Here is a 22,841-nt window from a genome sequence, read left to right on the forward strand (position 1 = left end):
GAAATTCCCTTCTAGATGTTGGCGGCAGGTCGAAAATGGTTCGCTGACCTGCTACCGCGCGTTGTGGTGCGGAATTTTTGTCGACGCCCGCCCCGCCCCTCGCAGCGCGGGCAGGCGCTCAAACGCCAATCTTATGAAGCCCCGATTATAAAGCGGCCAAGGTTAAAAACTAGAACCCTAACAACTTGAAACAGCTTGACAAATTTGGTTTCCATCTCTTAATTCGACCGTTAGTTTGACGGCGAATGCCGCGGCAAGCGGTCGCAAGTATGTCGAACCATTGTGCCGATGAAATGTCCAGCGGCCTGAATCAAGGGGTTGCACCGGGGGCAACGCGAGTCAAACGCTGCACAAGTCTGATCAAATCAGCCGCTCACACGCGACGCATTACGATTGTTTATACGCGAACGAAAGTCGCACGTCACCACGACTCAAAAAGAACAGCAGACGGACGTAGATGCGGCCGCTTAGGCCGCAAGCATCCAGCGCAGCGTATCCATGAACGGAATCGCCTCGACTTTCGGCACGAGCGTGCGCAACCTGGCGGGCGAACCGGCCAGCATCTTCACATCGGTTTGCCGCACGAAGGCGGGGTTGATCTGGATCTCGAGTTCGTGCCCGGTCAGGTCGCTTGCCGCTGAGAGGATTTCGCGCAATGTGAAGGGAGTGCCGGTACAGACATTGACTGTCTCGGCGGCGGCTTCGGAGTCGAGCAGCGCTTCATAGGCGCTCGCCACGTAGCGCACGTCGGAGAAATCGCGCGCAACATCGATATTGCCGAGTTCAATCGACGGTTCACGGCGCGCAAAGTGCTCGACGATCTTCGGCACGAGGAAGTTCGATGCCTGGCCGCGGCCGGTGTAGTTGAACGGCCGCACGATCAGGATCGGCAGCCGGTCGAACCAGGTCCGCACCATGGTTTCCATCGCCGCCTTGCTGGCGGCGTAGTGATTGACCGGCGTGACCGGAAAACTCTCGTCGATCGCGTCGCTCGTCACATTGCCGTAGACGTTCGCGCTGCTCGCAATCAACAGCTTGCGCGGCGTGTGACCCACGGCGGCGCAAGCCTCCAGCAGATTCAACGTGCCGAGCACGTTGACGCGGTAAAAGTCGAGCGGATCGTTATGGCCCACGAAGCTGATTGCAGCCAGATGGACGATGTAGTCGGGGCGCGCAATCTCGATCGCGCGCCGGCAGGCGTCCGGCGACGTGATGTCGAGCCTCACGCGAGTGGGCGTTTCCGGCTCGTTGCGCCCGGCGACCGTTTCGATCACAGTGTGGCCTCGGCCGAGCAGGTTATCGACCAGATAGCGGCCAGTGAAGCCGCTCGCGCCGGTTACGAGCGTACGGATGGGTTGCTGCGCATGAAAAGACGACATGCTGTTCTCCGTTCACGAGGGTCATCGTGTTGTGCTGCAATATCGCGCGCGCCGTTCGCCGGGGCGCTTGCCGGCGGCGTCTTGCGCCGCCTGACGCGATACGGGCACTTCAAACGGGCTATTATGTCACGCTAGCATGCTGCACTGCCCAACGCGGCACGCCTCGTGCGTAACAGCATGTATCAAACCGCCCTTATTTCCTCGATGACACCCGCCACTCCGTCTTTCGCTTCCTCCGCCCAGCACCCGGTCCCGCTCGCGTTCGGGGATCTGCAAGGTTGCCGCACGCCGTTCCAGCAACTGCTCGCCAAGGCGGCGCCGCCGGCCGGCACGCCGCTGTGGTTCGCGGGCGACCTGATCAACCGCGGCGCAGAGTCGCTCGCCACGCTGCGCGACGTGATCGCGCTGGGCGAGCGCGCGGTGCCGGTGCTGGGCAATCACGATCTGCACCTGCTGTCGGTGTCAGCGGGGATTCGCAAGTCGAAGAAAGGCGACACGATCGACGAGATTCTCGCCGCGCCGGATGCCGCCGACCTGCTCGAATGGGTCCGGCACCGTCCGCTCGCGCACTTCGACAACGGCATGCTGATGGTCCATGCCGGCGTTCTGCCGCAGTGGGATGCGACCATGACGCTCGAACTCGCCGACGAATTGCAGCGCGCCCTGCGCGCGCCGAACTGGAAGGAGACGCTCGCCGGTTTGTACGGCAATGAGCCGAACCGGTGGAAGCCGGGACTGAAGGGCATCGAGCGGCTGCGCCTGACGTGCAGCGCGTTGACGCGACTGCGCTTCTGCAACGCCGAAGGCGCGATGGATTTCAGCAGCAGCGGCGGCCTGAACGCGGCGCCGCCCGGTTGCATGCCGTGGTTCGATGTGCCGTCGCGCGAGACTGCCGACGTGACGGTCGTGTTCGGTCATTGGGCCGCGCTCGGCTTGACCTTGCGCGACAACCTGATCGGACTCGACTCAGGCTGCGTGTGGGGTGAAAAACTGTCTGCCGTGCGACTCGCGCGGAATCCCGCGGAACGCACGCTGACGCAGGTCGATTGCGATAACTGTCGTGCGCCGGGCGGCGGCAACTAAGGCAGTCACTAAGGGCGGTCACTAAGGGCAGCCACTAAGCGCCACAATTACGCGCGGGCAAGTGAGGAAGACAACCAGGAGCGGCAATCGAGCGCGCCAACCAGGGGCGCCACATAAGCGCAGCGACCCGGCCCAACGCCGTTAGGCCGAACGCCCTGATTGATCGACCTCACTAACCTGATTCGCCTGATCGGCCACTTCGATCGACGTTACCGTGGAGGCGGGTGTGGCACCCCGCTCCACGATCACCGCGCCGCTCACCGCGGCGCCGCTTTGCATCTGCCGCAACGCCTGCGCAATCACGCCTTCCGCCTCCGCCGCCAGCGTGCGACGGTCCGCCCCCGGCGCGAGCGGCGCGCCCACGTAGACATGCGCGGTCAATGGTCCGCCACGCAGCAGCAGATTCAACGAATCGGCGAGCGACAGATCGTCGATATAGGCCGGCGCGGTGGACTGCCGGCCCTGCGCGTCCTCATACATGATGCACAGCGGCTGCACCGGCACGCACGCCGAGACGGCAGCCTGAAACATGTTCGCGTGAAACGGCAGCACCGCGAGTCCATTGGACGTGGTGCCCTCGGGAAACACGCACATCAATTCGCCTGCACCGAGACGGTCGGACAGTTCGTGCATGATCCGCTTCGCGTCGCTGCGCTTCTCGCGCTGAATGAACACCGTGTCCAGCTGCTGCGCGAGCCAGCCGACCACCGGCCATTGCCGGATTTCGGCCTTCGAGACAAACGGCGTGGGACGCCACGCGTTGATCACGTAAATGTCGATCCACGAAATGTGGTTGGCGACCACCAGCGCGCCGCGGTCGAGCCGCTCGCTGTCGTTATGCACGACGAGCCGCATGCCGCACAGGCGCAACATCTTCAGCGACCATTCGCGATTGAGCGCGTGCCGCACGTCGGCGCCGGCTTTGGGAAAGCGCGTCGCCACGATCCACATGCCGTGCAGCAGATGAGCGACGAGGCGGGCCTTGCGTAACGCGAGCTTCATGGTCGGGGCGTTCCTTAACGAGCCAATGAGGGGGCCGCTAAACGGCCCAATGCTGCGGACATTAGCGCTGTTCGAATGCGACGTGACCGGACACGATGGTCGCACGCACGCGCGCCGGCAACTCGTAGCCGAGGAACGGCGTGTTGTGCCCCTGGCTCTTCAACGCACGCGGCTCGACGCGCCAATGCGCGTTGCGATCAAACACGCAGAGATCGGCCACGCCGCCCACGGCGATACGCCCCGCCGCTTCCAGCTTGAGCACGTCGGCCGGCGCCGTGGTGATGCGATTCAGCGCCTTGGCGAGCGGCACGCCCGCTTCGTCGGCCCACTTCACCGTCAGCGACAGGAACAGCTCCAGCCCGGTCGCCCCGGGCGTCGCTTCGGCGAACGGCAGCAGCTTTTCGTCGTCGTCGACCGGCGTGTGGTCGGAGCAGATCGCGTCGATCGTGCCGTCGACCAGACCCGCGCGGATCGCTTCGCGATCGCGCTGTTGGCGCAATGGCGGATCGAGCCGGAACTGCGCGTCGAAGTAACCGATATCGAGGTCGATCAGATGCACGTGATTCACGGTGACATCGCACGAGACCGGCAAGCCCTCCGCCTTCGCGGCACGCATCAGCGCAATCCCCGCCGCCGACGAGACGTGCGACAGATGCACCCGCGCGCCCGTCACACGCACCAGCTCGAAGATGGTGTGCAGAGCGATGGTTTCCGCCGACACCGGCACGCCCGACAGCCCCAATCGCGACGCCAGCGCGCCGCTCGCGGCCACGCCGCCCTTGCCGAGATACGCGTCCACCGGACGCAGCCACACGGTGTAGCCGTAGGTCTTCGCGTATTGCAGCGCGCGCATCAGCACCTGCGTATCGACCACCGGCACGTCGGCCTGCGAAAAGCCGATGCAGCCCGCCTCCGTCAGCTCGACCATCTCGGTGATCACCTGGCCTTTGAGGCCGACCGTGAGCGCGCCGAGCGGATAGACGTGCGCCTGGTTCAGATTGCGCGCCCGGAACTTGAGCATCTCGACGAGGCCCGGTTCATCGAGCGTCGGATCGGTGTCCGGCGGACAGACGAGGCTCGTCACGCCGCCGGCGAGCGCCGCGGCCATTTCGGATTCGAGCGTCGCCTTGTGTTCGTAGCCTGGTTCGCGCAAACGCGCGGACAGATCGACCAGCCCCGGCACGACACAGAGGCCGCGGGCGTCGATCGTCTTCGCCGCGTTGAAGTCCGCGGGCGCGTTGCCGATGGCGACGATCTTGCCCGCTGCGATAAAAATGTCCTGCTGCTGTTCGGTGCCCGCTGCCGGATCGATCAGCGTGCCGCCTTGAATATGAATCTTCATGCGCTGCCTTATGTTCAGCCTAACGTTCAGCTACGTTCCGCGTGATATGCCGCGTGTCCGCACTGTGCTTTCGGGACGCCGCGCCGTGACGCCCATGCGTGACGGCGGACCGAGCGTCTTTCGGAATTAGTCGTGATTGCCCGCGACGATCCCCATCACCGCCATGCGCACCGCGATGCCGAAGGTCACCTGGTTCAGAATCACCGATTGCGGGCCGTCGGCCACTTGCGAATCGATTTCGACGCCGCGATTCATCGGGCCCGGATGCATCACGATCGCGTCGGGCGCGGCGAGCGCGAGACGCTCGGGCGTCAAGCCCCAGCTCTTGAAGTACTCCTGCGCCGACGGCAGCAATGCGCCGCTCATGCGCTCGTTCTGCAGACGCAGCATGATGATCACGTCGACGTCCTTCAGGCCTTCGTCGAGGTTGTGAAACACGCGCACGCCCATCTGTTCGAGGCCGCCCGGCAGCAGCGTGCGCGGACCGATTGCGCGCACTTCCGGCACGCCGAGCGTGGTCAGCGCGTGAATGTCCGAACGCGCGACCCGCGAGTGCAGAATATCGCCGACGATCGCCACGCGCAGCTTTGTGAAATCCTTCTTGTAGTGGCGGATCGTGTACATGTCGAGCAGCCCCTGCGTGGGGTGCGCATGACGGCCGTCGCCGGCATTGATCACGTGCACGTGCGGCGCGCAATGCTGGGCGATCAGATACGGCGCGCCGCTCGACGCGTGGCGCACGACAAACATGTCGGCGTGCATTGCCGAGAGGTTGTTGATCGTGTCGAGCAGCGACTCGCCCTTGCTGGTCGACGACGCGTTGATGTTCAGATTCAGCACGTCGGCGGACAAACGCGTCGCCGCGATCTCGAAGGTGGTGCGGGTGCGCGTCGAGTTCTCGAAGAACAGGTTGAACACCGACTTGCCGCGCAATAGCGGCACCTTCTTCACTTCGCGATCGGTCACGCTGACGAACTGGTCGGCGGTGTCGAGAATGTGATTGACGATCGCCTTCGGCAAGCCCTCGATCGACAACAGATGTTTGAGCTCGCCGTTTTTCGTGAGCTGCGGGTTGCCCTTCAGGAAGCCATAACGGAAGCGCTCGGTGGCGCTATCGGCGGAATCCTTGGGAGCCTGGGTGGCGGTGTTCATGATTTACCTGCTTCAAATACGGGCTTCAACGTGATCGGTGTCGATGCTGACTGCGTGTGACCATCCCGAACCGGTCTTCGCGCACGAGGCTGCGGCGACCGGCTCGAAAAATCCGGTTTGCGTGGCGTGGGATGGCTCGATGCGATGCGCCAATGGCCACGGGTTCGATGCGCGGCTCGCGCACCTCGCGCCGCATTCAATCGACGCGTGCTTCTGTGTGAAAAGTAAAACCTTGCGAATGAGGCGCGCCGCCTGCTTCGCCGCCGTCCGTGCGGGCCAGCACGAGCGTGGCGTCGGCAGGAACGTTCACCACGCCGCCGACAAAGCGCGCCGCCACCGGCAATTCGCGCCCGCCACGATCGGCGAGCACCGCCAGTTCGACCGACGCCGGGCGGCCGTAGTCGTACAGCTCGTTGAGCGCCGCGCGAATCGTGCGGCCGGTGTACAGCACGTCGTCGACCAGCACGATATGGCGGCCGTCGACCGAAAACGGCAGCGAGGTCGGGCTTGCCTGCGAATGCAGGCCCTTCTTCGCGTAATCGTCGCGATGCAGCGCAACGTTCACCACGCCGAAGCTCGGCAGGTTCAGGTCGCTCGCGAGCCGTTGCGCAAGCCACGCGCCGCCGCTATAGATGCCGGCCAGCACGGCGCCTTCAGTGCCGTCTTGTGCGGCGCCGAGCTTGTCGCCGTACACCGCGCGAATCTGGTCGAGCAACGCGCGATAAAGCGCTTCGGCGTCAATGGAACTCATGATCGTCGGAAAGTCCGTCTAGATATTGCTGGAGGATGATGCTCGCGGCTTCGGCGTCGAGCATGTCGGCGCGGCCGTTGCCGGCGCGGATTTCCGCCTTCGCCTCGACCGACGAATAGCGTTCGTCGATCCACGTGACCGGGAGATTGAAGCGGCCGTTCAGCTGATTGCCGAAGCGCTTCGCGAGTTGCGTCATTTCGTGCGGCGTGCCGTCCGGATGCATCGGCAAGCCGACAATCAAGGCGTCCGGCTTCCATTCGGCGATCAGTTTGCCAACCGCTTCGAACCGGTATTCGCGGCTGCGATTCTGCACGATCACGAGCGGCCGCGCGCTCTTCGTCAGCGAATTGCCGACCGCCACGCCGATGCGTTTTTCACCGTAGTCGAACGCAAGCAGCGTCGCCTCACGTCCGGCCGGCAGGCTCATGCGTGACCCGCCTCGCCCGAGAGCATGGACAGGTTGATGCCCAGAAGCGCCAATGCGGCTTCGAGACGCTCTTCGGCGGGCACGTCGAAGACGATTTTCGGGTCGGCTTCGACCGTCAGCCAGCCGTTTTTCGAAATCTCTTCTTCGAGCTGCCCCGCCCCCCAGCCGGCATGGCCGAGCGTGAGCAGGAAACGTTCGGGACCCGTGCCGCTCGCCACGGCTTCGAGCACGTCTTTCGACGTGGTCATCTCGAGACCGCCCGGCACCGACATGGACGAGGTGTACGCATTGCCGTCTTTCGGATCGTGCAGCACGAAGCCGCGCTCGGTTTGCACCGGGCCGCCGAAATACACGGGTACATGGAGAAGGGGTTCGATCTCGAGCTTGAGATCGATGCGACTGAAGAGCGCTTGCAGGTCGATATCGGTCGGCCGGTTGATCACGAGGCCGAGCGCGCCGCGCTCACTGTGATCGCAAAGGTAGACCACCGTTCCTGAAAACGTCGGATCCGCCATGTTCGGCATGGCGATCAGGAACTGGTTGGTCAGATTGATGCGATCGGTACTCTTGGACATAGTTCGGATTTTAGCAAAGACGATGCAGGATGGCGGGCTTTGAGCGTGGAACCGCGATGTGTGCCATGGAGCGTGCCGCGAGCCATCGACGGCGAATCAAGTTGCACTCTATCACGCACGCGGGCGCTCGCCACGGTGCGGCTTCGCGCTGTTTTGCGGCACGGCTGTTGCGTGCCGCCGGGTTGCGCCATGGCGGCCCGGTGCGGGCGCCTTACCAACGGACCAGCGCGCCGAACCTGCGACGGCGGCCGCTCATGCGCCGCCATGTTCGATCGAACGGGTCAACGCGGCCAGCGCGGCATTGCCGCCAGCCGGTGCGACACCCGCCGCCACTTTGTGCAGCGTGGCACGCAGCGCCTCCGCGGCCTGCTCGAGCGTGCTCGCCGCCGGTGCGCCGACGATCACATGGGCGCGCACCGCGGGCGTCGACACACCGGCATGCGCGCGACGCCGCCACGCGAGCCCCAGCGCGTCGGCCAGCAGCGCGACATGGCCGAGACCCAGCGCGCACGCGGCGGAGCCGAGACGGTAGGCGGCGTCGCCGGCTTGCAGCGCTTCGCTGGGGTCGGCCTTCTCCGGCTGGTCGGCCGCACGGGCATGCTCGGTCAGCGCGGCGATCGAGGCGTCCGCCGTCTGCAGAAAATCTTCGTACGCGTTCGCATTGACGGTCAGCACGCCCAATTCGCGCGTCAATGCGCTGCGGGTCGCGCTGATCGCCTGCGCCTGTACTGCACCCGCCTCCCAAAGCATTTCCGATGCCTGGGTGCCCGCGACGTGCCAGTCCACCGTCAAGCCATAGTCGTGCAGCACCTCGACCTGATCGGCGTCTTCCGCCGCGGCGCCAAACAAGGCGTAATCGCGCCACAGCAGCGCGAGCGTGGCGCGCACGAGAGAGCGTGGCGCAAGCTGGATCCCGCGCGCATGATCGGCCAGCGCGAGATTGCAACGCGCGTAGAAACGCCGCGCGTCGGTTTCCGCCGCGGCCCGGCCGCTGACCCGCAAGGCCTTGGCGCAGGCCTTGGCGAGGCGCCAGAAATCGTAGGGGTCCGGGCCGGCCAGTTCGCTGAAAACGGCGTCCAGTTCGTCGAGCGCCGCGTTGGTGACGGCAAGCGCCGCCGCACTGCCGGTATTCGCCTGCGAGCGCAGCACCGGCAAGAGCGCGCGCTCATAGCGTGCCCGCAGATGCGCCAGTTGGTCAGCGGACTGCGCGTGAAGCGAGACGGGCGGCACCGGCCGCGCGGTCAACGCAAGATCTTCGAACGCGACGGTAGTGCCGGGCGTGTGCTCGGACAGGTGCGTGCAGAGTGACCGGTAATGGTTGAACAGAACGGGCGAACAGGACAGCTCGCGCAGATTGTGACGCTCCAGCGCGCCGCGGAACTCGCGTAAAGCCGCGCCGAAGACGGGCCGCGCGCTTGCCGCGTCGGACGGGTCGCCCTCCGCGAGGGGAGAAAGCCGCACCAGCGCGTCGGCGAAGCGCTGCGCGCTGAGCCAGCCGGCTCCACGCAATGCATGTGATGCACGCAGCAGCGCCGAAGTGCTCTCGCTGTGCTGTTCGAACGCCAGCAGCGCCTCGGCCAGGGCGAGTTCGGCGGGACGGACGGCGCCGCCGCGCGGATTCGGCAAAGCGTCGAAGGAAACGGGTGCAGCGGATCGAAGGGTCATGGGCAGGCGACACGAAGCTGACGGGCCGTCGCTTCGCGCCGCGCGCCGACTGATCGGCTAACGCGCGAACCGGCGACAGGACAATGACAGACTAACGTTGCGACACGGCGCGCCCAGGGACGTTCCGTATCGACGCATTGGGGCACACTTCAGAGCACGCCTCGCGCGTTCGATCCGGCGCGACGCGCTGGCCGCGAAACACCTGCCAACGCCGCGCCGCAGACACGCGGCGCGCCCCCCAAGGCCGACATGCCGGCCGCCCCCGAACTTCAGATCTGGACCATCTCGAAGTCTTCCTTGCGCGCACCGCACTCCGGACAGGTCCAGTTAATGGGAACGTCTTCCCAGCGGGTGCCCGGCGCAATGCCTTCGTCCGGCAAACCGGCTTCTTCGTCGTAAATCCAGCCGCAAATCAGGCACATCCAGCTTTGATATTCCATTCTTGTGTCGCGTCGTAGAGTCCGTGGAAACGGGAGCCATGATGGTACCGTGTTGCCGCCCCAATGCCTAGCAATCAGAAACGCGCAATCGTAGCCTGCGACGGCCTTTGACTATGCCGTCTGCGTCGGCCGCCACGGTGATTGCGGCGCGATGCCGCGCGCGTGCCGCCGCCCGCTTGCCGCAATGCGTCGCAGAATGCGAAAAAACGCCCCGGCGGCGGTTTAGGCCGCATAATTGAGCTGATTGCGCACCCTCTGCGCCCAAATTCAGCTCTTTTTTGTCAATCTTCATGCCCAGCGATACGCCTCCGATCGTCCTCACCTTCGGCCTTTCCGATCCCACCGGCGGCTCCGGCCTGCAAGCCGACCTGATGACCCTTGCCAGCATGGGCTGCCACGGCGTCTCCGTGCTGACGGGCTACACCGTGCGTGACTCGGCGAGCTGCGACGAAGTTACCGGGCTCGACCCCGAAGTGGTCGCGACCCAGGCCCGCATGCTGCTCGAAGACATGCCAATCGCCGCGTTCAAGGTGGGGGCCTGCACTCGCGCGGAAGTGGTGAGCGCGATTGCCGAAGTCGTCGCTGATTACGACGATATTCCGCTGATTCTCGCCCCCGACTTCACGCTCGACGACGAGCACGTCCTCTCCGCTGACGAACTGCGCGAAGCAATCGCCGATCTGCTGGCGCCGCAAACCACCTTGCTGGTCGCCGACGCGGCCACGCTGCTCGCGCTCGCCCAGCCGGACGGCGACGCGGAGGCGCCAAGCCTCGACGCCGCGATCTCGCATCTGCTGTCGCAAGGCTGCGAATATATTCTGTCGACGGAGACCGGCACGCACCGCCACGTCAACACGCTTTTCAGCGAAGACGGCCAGTTGCGTCAGGACATGTGGGACCGTGGCAGCCACCGGATCATGGGGCTGACGGATACGTTGGGCTCGGCGATTGCCGCGTTGCTGGCGAACGGCCAGGAGCCTGCTGAAGCCGTGCGCGAGGCGCAGGAGTATTTGTACCAGGCCGTGCGCAACGCGTTCCGGCCGGGCATGGGCGCGTATATGCCGGACCGTTTCTTCTGGGCCCGCAGCAGCGACGACGATACGCCGCCCGCGGCGGGCAAGGACGCGGCGCCGGGCGAAGCGCGGCATTGAGCGCCAGCACGCGGCTCGCCGGCCGCGTTCAGTAATCCGGGCGCCTAAGTCTACGGCGAGCGCCCATAAAAAAACCCGCATTGTCTGCGGGTTTTTTCTTTTGGGAAGCACCCCTCGCGGCGCGCTTCCCCATGTGTTCCCAACCGGGCCTCGAAACGAGGCCCGATCCGGAATTACATGTCCATGCCCATGCCGCCCATGCCGCCGGGCATGCCGCCAGCCATCGGTGCATCTTCCTTCGGCAGTTCGCAAACAGCTGCGTCGGTCGTCAGCAGGAGACCTGCGACCGAAGCTGCGTTTTGCAGCGCCGTGCGCGTCACCTTCGTCGGGTCGACAACACCGGCGTCGACCAGGTCGACGTACTCGCCGGTTGCTGCGTTGTAGCCGTAGTTGCCTTGGCCAGCAGCAACTGCTGCCACCACGACGCTGGCTTCTTCGCCACCGTTCGTGACGATCTGACGCAGCGGCTCTTCCATCGCGCGCAGCACGATCTTGATACCTGCGTCCTGATCGGCGTTAGCGCCCTTCAGGCCAGCGATAGCCGTACGTGCGCGGATCAGCGCGACGCCGCCACCTGCCACGATGCCTTCTTCCACAGCTGCGCGCGTTGCGTGCAGTGCGTCTTCGACACGTGCCTTCTTTTCCTTCATTTCGACTTCGGTCGCAGCGCCGACCTTGATCACTGCAACACCGCCTGCCAGCTTGGCAACGCGCTCTTGCAGCTTTTCACGGTCGTAGTCCGACGTTGCTTCTTCGATTTGCGTGCGAACTTGCTTCACACGTGCTTCGATGTTCGCAGCTTCGCCAGCGCCGTCGATGATCGTGGTGTTTTCCTTGCCCACTTCGATACGCTTCGCCTGGCCCAGTTCAGCCAGCGTTGCCTTTTCGAGCGTCAGGCCGGTTTCTTCAGCGATGACTTGACCGCCGGTCAGGATCGCGATGTCTTCCAGCATGGCCTTACGACGATCGCCGAAGCCCGGAGCCTTGACAGCAACAGTCTTCAGGATGCCGCGGATGTTGTTCACAACCAGCGTTGCCAGTGCTTCGCCTTCGACGTCTTCTGCGATGATCAGCAGCGGACGGCCAGCCTTAGCGACTTGTTCCAGGACCGGCAGCAGATCACGGATGTTCGACACCTTCTTGTCGTGCAGCAGCACGAACGGGTTCTCCAACACGGCGACTTGCTTGTCCGGGTTGTTGATGAAGTACGGCGACAGGTAGCCGCGGTCGAATTGCATACCTTCGACAACGTCCAGCTCGTCTTGCAGCGACTTGCCGTCTTCGACGGTGATCACGCCTTCCTTGCCGACCTTGTCCATCGCTTCAGCGATACGATCGCCGATCGACGAGTCGCTGTTTGCCGAAATCGCGCCAACTTGTGCGATTTCCTTGTTGGTCGTGCACGGCTTGCTGATCTTGCGCAGCTCTTCGATTGCGGCCGTCACAGCCTTGTCGATACCGCGCTTCAGGTCCATCGGGTTCATGCCCGATGCAACGTACTTCATGCCTTCGCGGACGATCGACTGAGCCAGGACCGTTGCGGTCGTGGTGCCGTCACCTGCGTTGTCGCTGGTCTTGGAAGCCACTTCCTTGACCATTTGCGCGCCCATGTTCTGGAGCTTGTCTTTCAGTTCGATCTCTTTCGCGACCGACACACCGTCCTTGGTGACCGTCGGGCCGCCGAAGCTGCGTTCCAGCACAACGTTGCGACCCTTCGGGCCCAGCGTGACCTTCACAGCGTTCGCGAGGATGTTCACGCCTTCAACCATCTTGGCACGGGCGGAATCACCGAATACGACGTCTTTAGCTGCCATCTTCTAACTCCTTGAATTCTTTGGGATATGACCGGGAAAAGTAGCGGGTTGCGCTTACTTCTGCACCACGGCCATGATGTCTTCTTCGCGCATCACGAGCAGTTCGTTGCCGTCGACCTTGACGGTCTGGCCTGCGTACTTGCCGAACAGGACGCGGTCACCAACCTTCACGTCGAGTGCGATCTGGGCACCCTTATCGTCACGCTTGCCCGGGCCGACTGCCAGGATTTCGCCTTGATCCGGCTTTTCCGCTGCGGCTTCGGGGATCACGATGCCCGACGCAGTCTTGGTTTCTTGATCCAGACGTTTGACGATCACGCGATCATGCAAAGGACGAAGGTTCATACATACTCCTCTCTTGATTGAGACTGAAGAACGCTGAGAAAACCCGGCTGGCTGAGCCAACCGGCGATGTTGTTAGCACTCTCGTGCAGCGAGTGCTAATTATATGGACGGGTGGTGACAAATTCAAGAAGGGAGGGAGCGGAGATTCAGTTAACTTTGAACGCCGTTCGCTGAGCGTGCATTCCCAATGCACATCCGGACCGCGCCTCGACCGGCGATTTTCCGCTAAAACAGAGACTTAGGAACGAATCGTTATCACCCGTATCGCGTGAGCAGTGCAACGCAATGCCCTGACTAACTGCATTCGACCGCGCGTTACGGCGGCTTCCCCAGGGAAAGCCCTAACCAGGTCGTACGCAAAGCTCCCCGCCGGCACGGCAGTCGCTTCAGCCGTTCGACGCCGCAGCATTGTGACGATTGAATGGAAGGAGACGCAACATGGAAAACTTACGGGAAAAGTGGCTGACGCTTTCCGCGCTGGCTTTGTTGCTCGCTGGCTGCGCGGCGGGCAGCAGCCCGCAAAGCGAAGCGCATCTGAGCACATCGCAATGCCGCGACCTGGCCGCGCTCAAGAACAACGCCCCTCCGACCCTGGAGCGAAACCGCAGCGAACTGGCTGCTCTCAGGAAAGCGGGCTACGACCCGTCACCGTGGTTCGACCCGCACTACCCGGAGGATCTACAAGCGGCACAGCGCCAGGTCGACAGCTGGTTCCAGGCGGAATGCCCGCAGGCGCCGCCCGCCTGACGGTCAGTTCATTTGAGCTCTAGTACACCCGACGTGCTTTGGCCAACCTCGCGAAGCGAAAAGTCTGTCCTCCAGGACGCTTAACGGCTGTTCGCCGACGCGAAGTGGTTCGCTCACCGCAGCAGGGTCATCTGCACGACTTTAGCGATGACCAGGCACACAGCGACGATGAGATAGCCGCGCAGCACACCCATCCAGATGCGGCTGGACAACGTCAGCCGCGGCGCCGGCAACTCGTTCAACGGTGGCATGCGCCACGTGTCACGCGCCTCCTTCGGATCGCCCGGCACGTCGCCGTGAGTTTCGCCATCCGCCGGATCCTGGCGAAGCTTGCGAAACCCCGTCGTGCCGGCATAGCCCGCGATCGCAAGCAGCGTGCCCCCACCGAGCACCTCAAGGATGGTCTGGCCGGAGATATCTGGGTACATGACCGAAGCGGTGAGGATAATCGACAGCATCACCAGAACCCAGATGACGGCGCCCGTGAACAGGTTCAGCTTCCTCGAATTGACCCACGGACCCAGCACGGCCTTGTCGTTACACAGAAGCAGCAGGAACACCGTCGCACTGGGGAGCAACACGCCAGCAAGCGTTTGCACGGCTTCAGTCAGGAGTCCGAGCGGGCTTCCGGGAATCAGAACGAGCGCCGCAGCCAGCATGACAATGCCGAAGTACACCAGGTAAAAGCCCTTCGCGTCCGTCACGCTGCGGTGAAGCGAGTGGCGAATCTTGAACACGTCGCCGATGGCATATGCGGTCGATAGCGATACCGCCGCCGCGCCGATGATGCAGGCATCGAGCAGCGCCACGGCGAAGATGACAGCCGCCGTGCGCCCCACGTATTTGTCCAGGCCGGCGATGACGCCACCCGCGTCCGTGAAATTGCCAAACTCGGGCTTCCCGGCAAACAGCGCGGCACAGAACGAAATCATCGCCACCGCACCGATCAGCACGAACACAATGCCAATCCACAGGTCTGCTTTTTCGTACTTCATGAAACGCGGCGTGATGCGTTTGTCGACTATGTAGCTTTGCTGGAAAAACAGCTGCCACGGCGCGACGGTAGTACCGACAATGCCGATGACGAGCAGCATCACGTCGCTCAGTTTCGAGTGGGCAGGCCAGTTGGGAATCAGGAAGTCTCGCGTTATCTGGGCAACCGGCGGGTGAACCGACACCAGCACGGGCACCAGCAACAGACTCAGCAGGCACAGCACCAGGGCGAAGCGTTCGAAGCGCCTGAAATTGCCTGTGCTGACAGCAGCCATGGTCAGCGCCGCAGCAATGCAGACGCCCAGAACCTTGGAGACGCCGAAGAATTCGAGCACGAAGGTGATGCCGATGAACTCGGTCACGATAGTGAGCGCGTTCAGGATGAAGAGGTCGACAACGCTGAACGCGCCCCAGAATTTACCGAATCGTTCGAAGATGAGGCGCGCGTGGCCGACACCAGTGACGGCGCCGAGTCGCAGCACCATCTCCTGGTTGGCGAAGAGGACTGGCACCAGCAGCAGCATGGTCCACAGCAAGGTGGTCCCATAGTTCTGCCCGGCCTGGGTGTACGTACCAAAGGCGCCGGCGTCGTTATCGCCGACCATCACGATAAGGCCGGGGCCGAGAATGGCAAGCAGCGTACGCAAGCGTGCCCACCAGTTGGTGCGTGGCGCAGTGTCGTGGTGGGCGATCGTGCCCAACGCACCCTTGATGTCGCCAATGTGCGCAGAGTCGAGCACGGCGCTGCGTGGCGGTGAAACGTTAGCTGGAGTGGCCATTTTGTTTTCTTTCCCGATTCTGATTATCAAAAGGAAATTGCGCGCCTCGGCCATACGTCTGGGCGTGCACCGTCGAACGACGGAGCCGCGTGGGTATGGCGGAAATAGCGCAGTGGATTACGAAACGAGAGCTTTGAGGCGTTGCCAGAATGCAGCGAACCTGTGCGATTCATTGGCATGCAGCGCCAGCATGGCGTCGTAGTGGACGCGTGACTCTTCAACGTGCGGCAGTTTCGACAGAAGGAGGCCGAAGTTCATGATATTTCTCCAGGCGTTGGCTCAACGCGGTTCTCGGAAAGCCAGCGGACATGGAGGTCGGGCGCACTATGCGCGCATCGACGAACGTCTACTCGCTTTCCTCAGGCAAAGGTAAAGGTGAGTGGCATAAGGGATAACTGTCACTGTCCGGCATGGCGGCTCCTTATCGGCGATCTGGTACGCGTGTTTGCGACACGCGTGCTTATCCACGCGTTGGTTCTCGCCTGAATCGAACAGGCACGAACGAACGCTGCCACGAGCCAACGCTCGCGGCGCGGTGCCATATAGACGCGCACAAACGCTGCGTCCACATGGCGCTAATCAAGGTGCACGGGAGAGGGATACTACGGCGCGCACCGTCTGCCTGAAGGCAAGACGGCGGCTGGGAAAAGAGAGCGCGGACGTCCTGCCGGTCAGGCAGCGAAACTATTCGAAGGTCGACTACTGCAGGTGTCCAAGGCATTAACCCCGTTTGTGAAGATGCGCGAATTTTAGGCGGCGCCTTAATCCAAAGTCAACATGATTTGCTAAGCACCACCAATATAATTTCCCCGCACCACTCAGCCTTTCAGAATGACAGGAACGACAGGCATACGAAAGAAAATACCTGCTTCTGCGGATGTGAAGCAGAACCGTTTGCCCGCTGTATTGGCGGCAGATTCGAAGTGCGCTTTTCGTTACGGTTTTTTTACTTGCGGTTTGCCACGCGTGCCGAATACAATCCGCCCGTCTCATCGAAAGGAGTCCCCCGTGGACACATGCTCTAGTAGTGAAAGTACGCTGCCGGCCCAGGCCGGCGTAGTCACCGCGAGATAGCCGCCGCAGGATCACTCCTTCGCCGCTAACTCGCTTTTGTCGGGTTAGCGCGCTTCATTTACTGACTGGCTTTGCGCCGGTCTGTCAGTAGCACGCTCCCTTTGTTTGGCCGCTTATCGCAAGTCCGCTTGCGAGACGCAGTCACGTCGTCACACGTCGCCCGGCTTGGCCGGGCAGGACGGGGGTGCGCTTATGTTCATCAAATCATTCGTTACGTTTTTCGGCAGCGGCATGCCGGGCCGAAAAAATAGCCGTGCGTTCCGCACTTGGGGCACCTACACAGGCAACTCCCTAACGCCTATCGGGTACGCGATTGTCGCCGTCACGGTCGCTGCTTTTGCGTTGGTCGCGATGCTATGCACTTCCTCTGTCGGCAATGAACTGGGGCGCTCGTTACGGCTGAGCTGGTGGTTCTCCTGAACCAGGCCCGGTCACGGCCCTGTCTCACATCGTGCGTCATATCGATCAAATAAGCGGACTGATCCGCCTGACAATCTCGACTCCACCTGTTATGAAGAAAACCCTCAAGACCACATTGCTGATGTGCGGCGCGCCCCTCAGCTTGACCTGCCTGCTCTCTCTGGGCATTGTGCAGCCCGCGCTGGCCCAGGCGAGCGGCGAAGCCTCGCCTGCCACGACGCCGGCCGAGTCCGCGCCGTCGTCTTCGCCGCTCGCAACGGACGCGACTCAGGCGGAACAAACCCCGCCGGCGCCTACCGGTTTCTGGGACCGTGCGGCACTTTTCGGTGACATGGGTGGCTTGCGGCCCTGGCTCGGCGACCACGGTGTGACCTTAAGTCTGCAAGAAACCAGCGAGTACTTGAATAACCTCTCCGGAGGCGTCAAACGCGGTGGCGCCTACGACGGGCTGACGCAACTTGCTGTCGTGGTGGATACGCAAAGGGCGTTCGGGCTGCCGGGTGGGACGTTCAACGTTTCGGCACTGCAGATTCATGGCACCAACCTCACCCAGCGCAATTTGCTGACGCTGCAGAGTGCGAGCGGCATCGAAGCCGATGCGACGACCCGCCTGTGGGAACTCTGGTATCAGCAATCGCTATCCGGCGGCAAGGTGGATGTCAAAGTCGGTCAGCAAAGTCTCGACCAGGAATTCATGGTGAGCCAGTTCGCGACGCCGTTCATGAACGCGACATTCGGATGGCCCGTGCTCCCCTCGGTCGACATGCCGGCGGGTGGCCCGGCTTACCCGCTTTCGTCACTGGGTTTGCGGGTACGCGCCAAACCGTCCGACTCGTGGACAGTGTTGGCCGGCGTGTTCGACGGTAATCCCGCGGGCAGTGATGTCGGCGACCCGCAGAAACAGAACAGTCACGGCACGAACTTCAACCTGCACAACGGCGCGCTGTTCATTGGTGAAGTGCAGTACGCGCTCAACCCGGCACCGTCTGACCCTTCTGACCGGAAATCTGCCGGCCTCCCCGGCACCTACAAGCTGGGCTTCTGGTACAACACCGGACAATTCGCCGACCAGCGCCTCGACAACACTGGTGTGTCGCTTGCGAGCCCGGCGACCACGGGTGTCCCGCAGCCTCACCGGGGCAACTACAGTTTCTACGCCGTTGCCGACCAGATGATCTGGCGCCCGAGCGCGGACAGTCCGCAATCCGTCGGCGTGTTTGCCAGAATCATGGGCGCGCCGGGTGACCGTAACCTGGTTGACCTTGGCGTGAACGCCGGCGTGACATTGAAGGCGCCGTTCAAAGGACGCGACAACGACATGGTTGGGTTGGCGGTGGGCTACGCGAAAATCGGCTCACACGCGCAGGGCCTTGCCAGCGACACGGCCTCTCTGACCACGCCGGGTTATCCGTCGCGCAGCGCCGAGACCATCATTGAGGCGACCTACCAGTTTCAGGTCACACCGTGGTGGCAGATGCAGGCCGACTTCCAATACGCGTTCCGTCCGGCGGGTGGCATCCCGAATCCGGAGAAACCTTCGGAGCGGGTCGGCAATGAAGCGGTCGTGGGCGTGCGCGCCACTATCGTGTTCTGACCCGCTGCAATTGGGACCTTCCGCGTTGTACGAAACACTCGTGAGGGTCCAGAAGGATGACACCCCAAAAGCACGTGCACGACGACCTGGCCAGGCCGGAGCGCGGCCGTCGCCAGGGAAATCCCTTGGCAATCTGAAAACGAATGACCGCGTTCCTCATAACGCTTTCAAAGCGGGCAGCAGCCGGTCGAATTCGCGCCTCACCACGCCGTAGCATTCGCACACACGTTTTTCGAGTCCCGGCCTGTCCAGCACCTCGATATGACCATGGCTGTAGCGAATCAACCCCGCGTCCTGCAATTTCAGCGCGGCCTCGGTGACGCCGGATCGGCGCACGCCCAGCATATTGGCGATCAGTTCCTGCGTCATCTTCAGTTCGTTTGAAGAGAGGCGGTCGATGCTGAGCAGAAGCCACCTGCACAACTGCTGATCGATCGAGTGGTGTCGATTACAGACTGCCGTCTGCGCCATCTGCGTGATCAACGCCTGCGTATAGCGCAGCAGGAGGCGCTGCACAGGGCCGGCGCGATGAAATTCTTCTTTCAGTATCTGGGCGTCGAGGCGATAAGCCTTGCCTGCGCTTTGTACGACTGCCCGGCTGGGTGTGGTCTCGCCGCCCATGAAAAGCGCGATGCCGATGAGCCCTTCATTGCCGACGATCGCGATTTCGGCGGATGCACCGTCCTCCATCACATACAGCAGCGACACGATACAGGTGGTCGGAAAATAAACGTAATTGAGCCGATCGCCCGATTCGTAGACGACGTTGCCAAGCGGCATATCCACGAGCACCAGATGCGGCGCCAGTCGCTCCCACTCGAGGTCAGGCAGCACGGCCAGCAGATGATTTTCGTTTTCTTGATGACCTTGGGCCATTTCGCACTCTCCGCAGCTCGCCCGGAACCGCGCCGCTTTCGCCGACGATTTCCTGACGGTAAATATCGATAGAAGGAGGAATGCTCCAACGCCTTGACGGACAGTGCCGAAGCACGAAAACGGGCGGCAAGCTTCACGCGCCCGAAGTCTGGCCCATATGTAATGGATTATAAGTCGCGTCGAGATGACGGCGCAGATCCGCGCCCTGGCGTGACACCGCATGACGGCGCAACCGTGGACGCGCATCGCACGAACTTCGAGAATGACGCCCCCGTTCGCCTGTCAACCTCAGTTCACAGGCTGAAAAGCGATCGCGCGCTTCACTTATACGCTGACATAAAAAGACCTGCTGCCAGACGTGACTACGCGACGATCGGCAGCTTGAGCGTGAACTCACTGCCTTGCCCCGGACCTGCGCTCGCTGCCGAAACCGCCCCGCCGTGAGCTTGAGCAATCGCGTTCACAACCGCGAGGCCAATGCCAAGGCCGCCCGCGCTGAAGGCGATCGTTCTGCTGGATTGCGCGAACAACTCGAAAATGTGCGGCAGCAGGACGGGCGAGATCCCCGTCCCATCGTCCTTGATTTTGATGACAACGTTGTTTCCCTCGGCAAGCACGGTCATGCGTATATTGCCGCGCGCCTGCGTGTATTTCACCGCGTTGTGCAAGAGGTTGCTGACGGCCTGCGTCAAACGCACGGGGTCACCCTCAACGCGCAAGGTCCGGTCTGGAATCGACACGCTAAAAGCCTGATTTTTTGCCGTGGCGGCGGCGGCCGTAATCTCGCAACTGTCAGCGAGCAGGGTGGCAATCTCCAGATCGACTTTGTTGAGCCGGAGCGCGCCCCGATCGACGCGGGTTGCATCCATCAAATCCTGCGCGAGCCGCGCGATTCCATTGACCTGCCGATCGATCATATCGATCAGCCGGAGTATCTCCGGACGTTCGGCCGAGGCGCTGCGGATCAACTCGCTGGCCATCCGCAGCGGCGTCAACGGACCGCGCAACTCGTGCGCCACCATCGCCAGAATCTCATTGCTCAATGGTGGCGCTTCGACAGGTTGCTCCGTCGCATACGCACCCGTCAGGAAGCCACCCGCGGAAGCACGGCAAGCTGGCTTCATCATCGCGTCGGTCACGACCAGACAGTTCAATGCAGAACCAACCGAAGAGAATTCGGTGGACGCCAGATGTGCTGACATGTTGATCCCCATTTCGCGGCCCATTGGGCAACGAAGAGCAAAGCGAGATGCGTATCGGCCGAGTGTTCAGGGAAAGCAGCAGGGCTGCTTGCAAGGCACCGGCACCGCGCGGTTCGCTAGTGCCTGCCTCGCCTGACACGATTCAGGAATCCGCGGGCGGTGGGCAGGTTGAAAGAACAGCATCGCAAATGCGGTTCGGTAAGTCTGTACGGTGGCGTTCAGATCGGCAAGAGCGACCGATTGACATGGAATCCGGTCGAGCCCCAAAAGGGAAAGACACCTGGTAATCCCCATCAGTCGGCGGGAGTATGCCTGTCCGACTGCACGGCTGTGTCTGTGACGATCAACATGGATTGTGCGTTCGAACATAGACAGCCGTCTGTACGTTGTCGTACCGCATTTCTGCGTGCGGACGCGTAGCGTGGTGGTTCGAGGGGCGTGCGTGAAACCGCGAACGCAGCGTCGGTCACGTATCGGATGTCATCTACGACGACGCCGACGGGGCGATTCGCTATCTGGTCGTGCAGACCCGCAATAGGTGGTCTGGCGGCAAAGCCAAACAACTTCCAACGGACTGGGGCGCCACGCGGACCGCGGCTCTCGTCGAATCCGGAAAGCACCGGATCGATTGGAAGCGAAAAGCTTTAAATGCACCAAAGGCAGGAGCAGGTCATGAGGCAAAACATTCAGAAGTTATATCAAGCGCGCATCCACACATTCACTCCCGAATGCCTGGAACTGCAGGACGGCACATTTAAATTTCACCTTCGGCATGCGGTGGAAGGCACGCTTCCTTCAGCGGATAAGCACTACGAGGTCGGCATTTTTTCGACGAGCGAGGAAGGCTATGCGGCCGCACTTGCCTATGGCGACAAATACATTGCGGAGCATAAATTCGGCATGTAGCAGCGCCGACGCTTATCGGTGACCCGCAAGCCTCAACCAGCACGGACGACAACCAGTATGGCTATCGTTCAATCAGACGGACGGCGCTATGGCAGAAAGAATCATTTCAAGCACGACACACGACGCGTACATGAGCGTCAAGGATCATATAGCCGATGGCTGGGTGGCAAGTGTACGTATCGTTCCGAAGGGCGCATCGAAGGGCGGCGAGCGCATCGAACTCGACACGGTCTTCGAACGTGAAGATCTCGCATGGGAATCCGTCGAGACGCTAGCGCGTGCCGAGCTCAACAATCTGAAGTAGCGCGCCGCCGCACTTTCGGACCTCGGCGTGCACGATGCAGCGCCCGATGCGCCCGTGCAAAAGCTGATCGACATCAAACTTCTGACGGGTTCCGACCGGCTGTTACGCTGCCGATGTTCAGACCGGGGCCAGCGGAATAAACTGTCGGAAGAAATGCGTCATCGTCGACGGCAAGGTTCACGCTGCGGCGCTTTGAGCGCAGACAATCCAATCCCACGGCGGGGCTCGCCATCCTGGCCAATTCCTGGAGGCCGACATGTATCAACGCATTCTGGTAGCGATCGACGGCAGCGAGACGTCCGAACATGCATTCGCCAGCGCGCTGCAAATCGCTCGCGACAATGGCGCACAGTTGCAGCCGCTCTATGTGATCGACAACCCACTGATGCCATACGACGCGTCCGGCTACGATCCGACCATCTTGCGCGACGCCTGCATGCAGGAAGGCCAGCGGTTGCTCGCGGACGCTCTGGCGCGGATGAGGCATGAGAACGTGGCCGGCGAGCCGAGGATCGTCGACGTCGCACCGATCGGCGAAGACATCGCGGAACGGATCCGCATCTCGGCCGACGAATTCAATGCGGACCTGCTGGTGCTAGGCACGCACGGGCGGCGGGGATTCAAGCGCATGGTTCTGGGCAGCGTGGCCGAACGTGTCGTGCGCGGTGCGCACCTGCCGGTGTTGCTGGTGCCGAGCCGGCAAGCGCAAACCACCGTCGCGCCGACCGCCAGACACGGACACGCCGACGTCGCCGCGGCGATGTACGAATTGCGCCGCTAACCGCGGCGCGGTCACTGCGACAAGCCAGGACCGCACGGC

Annotated in this window: 23 protein-coding genes; 8 read left to right on the top strand and 15 right to left on the bottom strand. The window is 62.5% G+C overall.

Annotation, left to right across the window (positions count from 1 at the left end; genetic code table 11):
• Nucleotides 1-467: 467 nt before the first annotated feature.
• On the bottom strand, nucleotides 468-1,379 hold the full coding sequence (locus tag P0D70_RS20995; RefSeq protein WP_408185906.1) for a GDP-mannose 4,6-dehydratase: 912 nt from the start codon (nucleotides 1,377-1,379) through the stop codon (nucleotides 468-470).
• A 204-nt stretch (nucleotides 1,380-1,583) separates the two neighbouring features.
• On the opposite strand from P0D70_RS20995, the gene P0D70_RS21000 reads away from it, so the two are divergent.
• Nucleotides 1,584-2,462 (top strand): symmetrical bis(5'-nucleosyl)-tetraphosphatase, encoded by an 879-nt coding sequence (locus P0D70_RS21000; RefSeq protein ID WP_095420179.1) that lies wholly within the window; start codon nucleotides 1,584-1,586, stop codon nucleotides 2,460-2,462.
• Nucleotides 2,463-2,603: 141 nt separating this feature from the next.
• Here the strand turns inward: P0D70_RS21000 and P0D70_RS21005 are convergent, their stop codons facing one another.
• The 8 genes from P0D70_RS21005 to P0D70_RS21040 form a co-directional block, all read right to left on the bottom strand.
• On the bottom strand, nucleotides 2,604-3,464 hold the full coding sequence (locus P0D70_RS21005) for a lysophospholipid acyltransferase family protein (RefSeq protein WP_408185907.1): 861 nt from the start codon (nucleotides 3,462-3,464) through the stop codon (nucleotides 2,604-2,606).
• Between the two features lie 61 nt (nucleotides 3,465-3,525).
• Nucleotides 3,526-4,806: a dihydroorotase gene (locus tag P0D70_RS21010; protein WP_408185908.1), complete on the bottom strand. Its 1,281-nt coding sequence runs from the start codon at nucleotides 4,804-4,806 to the stop codon at nucleotides 3,526-3,528.
• 126 nt (nucleotides 4,807-4,932) lie between these two features.
• Nucleotides 4,933-5,958 (bottom strand): aspartate carbamoyltransferase catalytic subunit, encoded by a 1,026-nt coding sequence (locus P0D70_RS21015; protein WP_012431924.1) that lies wholly within the window; start codon nucleotides 5,956-5,958, stop codon nucleotides 4,933-4,935.
• Nucleotides 5,959-6,154: 196 nt separating this feature from the next.
• Entirely contained in the window at nucleotides 6,155-6,709 is a 555-nt protein-coding gene (gene pyrR / locus P0D70_RS21020) for a bifunctional pyr operon transcriptional regulator/uracil phosphoribosyltransferase PyrR (RefSeq protein WP_408185909.1), read from the bottom strand.
• Nucleotides 6,696-7,136 carry a Holliday junction resolvase RuvX gene (ruvX, locus tag P0D70_RS21025; RefSeq protein WP_408185910.1) on the bottom strand — a complete coding sequence of 147 codons (441 nt, stop codon included), beginning with the start codon at nucleotides 7,134-7,136 and terminating at the stop codon, nucleotides 6,696-6,698. Before ruvX ends, pyrR begins: the two co-directional genes overlap by 14 nt.
• Entirely contained in the window at nucleotides 7,133-7,711 is a 579-nt protein-coding gene (locus tag P0D70_RS21030; RefSeq protein WP_007178990.1) for a YqgE/AlgH family protein, read from the bottom strand. Before P0D70_RS21030 ends, ruvX begins: the two co-directional genes overlap by 4 nt.
• Before the next feature lie 252 nt (nucleotides 7,712-7,963).
• The gene (locus P0D70_RS21035; RefSeq protein ID WP_408185911.1) at nucleotides 7,964-9,376 is read right to left on the bottom strand and encodes a FimL-related protein; all 1,413 of its coding nucleotides are present in this window, start codon (nucleotides 9,374-9,376) and stop codon (nucleotides 7,964-7,966) included.
• Between the two features lie 269 nt (nucleotides 9,377-9,645).
• Nucleotides 9,646-9,816, bottom strand: coding sequence for a rubredoxin (locus P0D70_RS21040; RefSeq protein ID WP_006047743.1), 171 nt, complete (start codon nucleotides 9,814-9,816; stop codon nucleotides 9,646-9,648).
• Nucleotides 9,817-10,106: 290 nt separating this feature from the next.
• On the opposite strand from P0D70_RS21040, the gene P0D70_RS21045 reads away from it, so the two are divergent.
• Nucleotides 10,107-10,967 (top strand): hydroxymethylpyrimidine/phosphomethylpyrimidine kinase, encoded by an 861-nt coding sequence (locus P0D70_RS21045; protein ID WP_408185912.1) that lies wholly within the window; start codon nucleotides 10,107-10,109, stop codon nucleotides 10,965-10,967.
• A gap of 173 nt (nucleotides 10,968-11,140) precedes the next feature.
• Here P0D70_RS21045 and groL read toward each other — a convergent pair whose 3' ends face one another.
• Both groL and groES read right to left on the bottom strand, forming a co-directional pair.
• Nucleotides 11,141-12,781 (bottom strand): chaperonin GroEL, encoded by a 1,641-nt coding sequence (gene groL, locus P0D70_RS21050; RefSeq protein ID WP_091796573.1) that lies wholly within the window; start codon nucleotides 12,779-12,781, stop codon nucleotides 11,141-11,143.
• A gap of 54 nt (nucleotides 12,782-12,835) precedes the next feature.
• Nucleotides 12,836-13,126, bottom strand: a complete 291-nt coding sequence (groES, locus tag P0D70_RS21055; protein ID WP_007178996.1) for a co-chaperone GroES — start codon at nucleotides 13,124-13,126, stop codon at nucleotides 12,836-12,838.
• A 438-nt stretch (nucleotides 13,127-13,564) separates the two neighbouring features.
• Here groES and P0D70_RS21060 point away from each other — a divergent pair, with 438 nt between their 5' ends.
• Nucleotides 13,565-13,873: a DUF4148 domain-containing protein gene (locus P0D70_RS21060; RefSeq protein WP_408185913.1), complete on the top strand. Its 309-nt coding sequence runs from the start codon at nucleotides 13,565-13,567 to the stop codon at nucleotides 13,871-13,873.
• Nucleotides 13,874-13,986: 113 nt separating this feature from the next.
• Here the strand turns inward: P0D70_RS21060 and P0D70_RS21065 are convergent, their stop codons facing one another.
• Nucleotides 13,987-15,645 (bottom strand): NRAMP family divalent metal transporter, encoded by a 1,659-nt coding sequence (locus tag P0D70_RS21065; RefSeq protein WP_408185957.1) that lies wholly within the window; start codon nucleotides 15,643-15,645, stop codon nucleotides 13,987-13,989.
• 117 nt (nucleotides 15,646-15,762) lie between these two features.
• Nucleotides 15,763-15,903: a hypothetical protein gene (locus P0D70_RS21070; RefSeq protein WP_408185914.1), complete on the bottom strand. Its 141-nt coding sequence runs from the start codon at nucleotides 15,901-15,903 to the stop codon at nucleotides 15,763-15,765.
• A 1,327-nt stretch (nucleotides 15,904-17,230) separates the two neighbouring features.
• Here P0D70_RS21070 and P0D70_RS21075 point away from each other — a divergent pair.
• Nucleotides 17,231-18,733: a carbohydrate porin gene (locus tag P0D70_RS21075; RefSeq protein ID WP_408185915.1), complete on the top strand. Its 1,503-nt coding sequence runs from the start codon at nucleotides 17,231-17,233 to the stop codon at nucleotides 18,731-18,733.
• Between the two features lie 156 nt (nucleotides 18,734-18,889).
• Here P0D70_RS21075 and P0D70_RS21080 read toward each other — a convergent pair whose 3' ends face one another.
• Both P0D70_RS21080 and P0D70_RS21085 read right to left on the bottom strand, forming a co-directional pair.
• Nucleotides 18,890-19,609, bottom strand: coding sequence for a Crp/Fnr family transcriptional regulator (locus tag P0D70_RS21080; protein WP_091796578.1), 720 nt, complete (start codon nucleotides 19,607-19,609; stop codon nucleotides 18,890-18,892).
• A 362-nt stretch (nucleotides 19,610-19,971) separates the two neighbouring features.
• Nucleotides 19,972-20,835 carry a sensor histidine kinase gene (locus P0D70_RS21085; protein WP_408185916.1) on the bottom strand — a complete coding sequence of 288 codons (864 nt, stop codon included), beginning with the start codon at nucleotides 20,833-20,835 and terminating at the stop codon, nucleotides 19,972-19,974.
• 491 nt (nucleotides 20,836-21,326) lie between these two features.
• Between P0D70_RS21085 and P0D70_RS21090 the strand changes: the two genes are divergently transcribed.
• The 4 genes from P0D70_RS21090 (at nucleotide 21,327) to P0D70_RS21105 (ending at nucleotide 22,802) form a co-directional block, all read left to right on the top strand.
• Entirely contained in the window at nucleotides 21,327-21,569 is a 243-nt protein-coding gene (locus P0D70_RS21090) for a hypothetical protein (protein WP_408185958.1), read from the top strand.
• Nucleotides 21,484-21,717: a hypothetical protein gene (locus P0D70_RS21095; RefSeq protein WP_091796581.1), complete on the top strand. Its 234-nt coding sequence runs from the start codon at nucleotides 21,484-21,486 to the stop codon at nucleotides 21,715-21,717. Before P0D70_RS21090 ends, P0D70_RS21095 begins: the two co-directional genes overlap by 86 nt.
• 130 nt (nucleotides 21,718-21,847) lie before the next feature.
• Nucleotides 21,848-22,021, top strand: a complete 174-nt coding sequence (locus tag P0D70_RS21100; RefSeq protein WP_408185917.1) for a hypothetical protein — start codon at nucleotides 21,848-21,850, stop codon at nucleotides 22,019-22,021.
• Nucleotides 22,022-22,277: 256 nt separating this feature from the next.
• Nucleotides 22,278-22,802 carry a universal stress protein gene (locus P0D70_RS21105; RefSeq protein WP_408185918.1) on the top strand — a complete coding sequence of 175 codons (525 nt, stop codon included), beginning with the start codon at nucleotides 22,278-22,280 and terminating at the stop codon, nucleotides 22,800-22,802.
• Nucleotides 22,803-22,841: the final 39 nt, after the last annotated feature.

The organism is Paraburkholderia sp. RL17-381-BIF-C, from assembly GCF_046026435.1.
Lineage (GTDB): Bacteria > Pseudomonadota > Gammaproteobacteria > Burkholderiales > Burkholderiaceae > Paraburkholderia.